Source organism: Treponema sp. (assembly GCF_017430385.1).
Lineage (GTDB): Bacteria > Spirochaetota > Spirochaetia > Treponematales > Treponemataceae > Treponema_D.
Map to the genome: position 1 here is coordinate 1 of NZ_JAFRNB010000123.1, position 3083 is coordinate 3083.

At 37.7% G+C, this 3083-nt stretch carries 4 protein-coding genes and 1 pseudogene; 3 read left to right on the top strand and 2 right to left on the bottom strand.

Annotated features, from left to right (window positions below; all coding sequences use genetic code 11):
* Positions 1-12 precede the first annotated feature (12 nt).
* Complete coding sequence (locus IJJ71_RS14950; RefSeq protein WP_367113235.1) at positions 13-81, top strand: hypothetical protein; 69 nt, start codon at positions 13-15, stop codon at positions 79-81.
* Here the strand turns inward: IJJ71_RS14950 and IJJ71_RS08680 are convergent.
* Positions 59-370 (bottom strand): hypothetical protein, encoded by a 312-nt coding sequence (locus IJJ71_RS08680; RefSeq protein ID WP_296846436.1) that lies wholly within the window; start codon positions 368-370, stop codon positions 59-61. The genes IJJ71_RS14950 and IJJ71_RS08680 overlap by 23 nt on opposite strands.
* Positions 371-709: 339 nt before the next feature.
* Between IJJ71_RS08680 and IJJ71_RS08685 the strand changes: the two genes are divergently transcribed.
* Positions 710-1243: a hypothetical protein gene (locus IJJ71_RS08685; protein ID WP_296846437.1), complete on the top strand. Its 534-nt coding sequence runs from the start codon at positions 710-712 to the stop codon at positions 1241-1243.
* Positions 1244-1267: 24 nt separating this feature from the next.
* On the opposite strand, the gene IJJ71_RS08690 is transcribed toward IJJ71_RS08685, so the two are convergent.
* A complete protein-coding gene (locus IJJ71_RS08690; protein ID WP_296846438.1) occupies positions 1268-1948 on the bottom strand; it encodes an Abi family protein in 681 nt (226 codons plus the stop codon).
* Positions 1949-2125: 177 nt separating this feature from the next.
* Here IJJ71_RS08690 and IJJ71_RS08695 point away from each other — a divergent pair.
* Positions 2126-2824, top strand: a pseudogene (locus IJJ71_RS08695) (molecular chaperone HtpG); the annotation flags it as partial.
* Positions 2825-3083 lie beyond the last annotated feature (259 nt).

Sequence of the window (3083 nt, forward strand, 5' to 3'; positions counted from 1 at the left end):
AAAATTGCCACTATAGATACAAGAACGACCAACATTCTTGGAATCTTTATAAAAAGAACTACGATTGTAACAGGCGAATAATAATGAAGTTATTCTTTTGCGGCAGATTCCAAAATTCATTTTTTCTACCTTCTTTTTTTGTGATATGGATGCTTGCCGCATTTTTCTGCTCTAAAAAACTACCTGTAAACCTCATCGGCAGATGGGAATCCAACATAAGGTATGAGCAGGAACTGGCAGAATTATTGACAAGAATAGAATAAATATACAGGGAATAGAATTCAATCGCGTTTTCTAAGAAATAGTATTCTCCCTCTTCCCCCCGCATTTTCTCCTGTAAAAATCTCAAAGTCGCCTGAAAGTTGACCAAATTCAAATTATTTTATGGTAATATCGAATTATGAGTGAATCTGACGAAAAATTTGGCGAAACTCAAAACTAGTGCTATAATTATCTGAATGACTGTTGTAAACGGCAATTTTGAATGGGATTCAGAAAAAAGGGAAAACGACACCTTAAAAAGGTTTCTTTTCCCCTTTCAATCCCTTTTTCTTCCAAATGTTCAGTTTTTAGGGGTGTTTTTATCAATATAAATTTTCTCTTAGCAAACTTATAAGTTCTTTTTCTACAGAGTTCATAACATTTTCTTTAACAGATTCGATTTTCTTTTCAATATTTGAATCTGTTTCTATGCTTTGAAATAAAATTTGTGGTTCAATGTAAAACAGTTCACTACAAAAATTTTGATGAATTTTATCAATTTTATCGACCATTCTCCAATGATAATTTTCCATATCCTGATTCCGTTATAGGTTATTTTGTATATACGAATGAATTTTCTAATAATGGCGACAATGGAAATATCAAATTCTTTTTTTATGACAATCATTTAACTGGTATTGTCATAACATGGAATGAAGAATTAGGTGATGCAATTCTTCAGAAAGCTAAAGAAAATTATGGAAACAATTTTAAAACCAAAACAGAAGATGTTTCGACAAATATGTTGTGGGGGCAATATCACACAAATAGATATACAATATGGGAGAATGATAATACAGATATTTGTCTTTATGAAGAAAACATTACACACAAATATACAGATGCTGTAGTAATTGAAATGCCTGCGGTTTGTGGTGCTCTGCAAACTCAAATCTTTGAACAAGACGCTAATGTTAAAAGAATTAGAATAACAGGACCTGGAAATGGTGCAAATTGCATTATAACATTTGACATCCTATAATAATTTTCTTTGGGTTCTCAAATTTTAATACCTATTCCAATGCCACCTCACATACCGTTTATAAACCTTAAACGATTTCGCATAAATTTTCGGAAATTTGTCGCAACTGCAAGCCAATTTGTAAGAAGCATTATCAAGCCATTTTATGCTTTCAAGAAGTTCATCGTGTTGGGTGGGTAAATCTTTCCAGTGAATGATTCTCTCGTGATGTGAAACTCGATTTCGCAAAATGCGAATCTTATCAAATCTTGTTTGCAGATATTTTATGTTTCGCTGAGCCGCTGGAACAGTTTTGAAACAAGTTTTTATAATCTTACTTTGAAATGAAGCCTGCGAATATCGTGGCGTAAGCAATGAAGTCCAAAATCCAAAAGTCAGTTCGGAAACAATTCTGTCGTGAGTAACCATTTTTCCCTTCTTTTGAATTTTATGCTTTGCATCGCTTATGTTTTTCAGCGAAGTTGAATCAAGTGACAAAATGTCATACCAATTATCAATTCCAGCAACCACGCACAAAACCTTGTCTATCGCATTACGAAATGTGACTTCAAAAATATTCAAAGATGAATAAAGGCTTTTGCAAACTTCAATATTGTACAAATAGCGGGCAATACAAGTGATGTCGTCCGCCCCATCTTGTTTATAAACAGAAAGCCGTGAAGAAGTGAAAGCACATTCAATTTCAGAATAAAAATGATTGTTCATTAAAAAATCCTGTTGATTTTTACGAAAAAGACTGTTATATTTAAATCGTGAGCCGCGGAAGTCCTTCTCCTGCTTATGCAGTGGGTGTTTTGCACCGATAGGGACCGCGGACTTCTTTTTTATAGCAAGCCTTTAGTTCAATCTATCAAACTTTTGTGAAAAATTCTACATACAAAACGCGATGAAATCTCGGAAATCGTGCGCTTCAAGAGTACCGATGCGGCGGGCACTGGCGACGACAACTGGACGAGTTTTGCCGACTATGTTCAGCGAATGAAGCCTGAGCAGAAGGCAATCTACTATATCACAGGCACTGACGAAAAGAACTTGCGTGCTTCACCACTCCTCGAAGCCTACAAGAACAAGGGATTTGAAGTCCTGATTATGGCGGACGAAATCGATGACATCGTAATTCCAAGTCTGATGAAATACAAGGACTTCGACCTTAAAGCCGTGAACCGGGCGGGCAGCGACGACGAGCTTGGCGTTGACAAGGACGAGGCAAAAAAGAAGGAAGAAGCCTTCAAGCCTGTCCAGGAAAAAATCAAAAAAGCATTGGGCGACCGCGTTAAGGATGTCGTGCTTTCAAAGCGACTTTCTGATTCGCCGAGCTGTATCGTTGTGGACGAGAACGACCCAGGAATCCAGATGGAGCGAATGATGCGCGCGATGGGTCAGGCAGGGCCAGGAATCAAGCCGATTCTCGAAATCAACGGCGACCACGCGATTGTCAAAACGCTGGAATCTTGCAGCGACGAAAGCTACATCGCGGATGTGAGCGAAGTTTTGTTCGACCAGGCATTGCTTGTGAGCGGAGCCGAGCTTAAGGATCCTATGGAGTTCGTTAAGGCTGTGAACAAACTGCTGAGCAAGTAAATTTCTCACAGAGTACACAGAGCTCACAGAGAAAAGTTTAAGCACTGTCTTTTTAGGCAGTGCTTTTTTTTCATGTTTTACTTGCGGTTTCAGACATCTGTATTTTCCGTCCCCGTTGCTGTCAGTTTTCAAAAAATTTGATGTAAAATTATAAGAAAAACTGACATTTTTTGCGGGTCTATCTGGGGCAAAATGGGGCTATTTGGGGGCGTTTTCGGCTAAATTTAGGGGGCGATTTACTAGCATTTTTTGATTTATG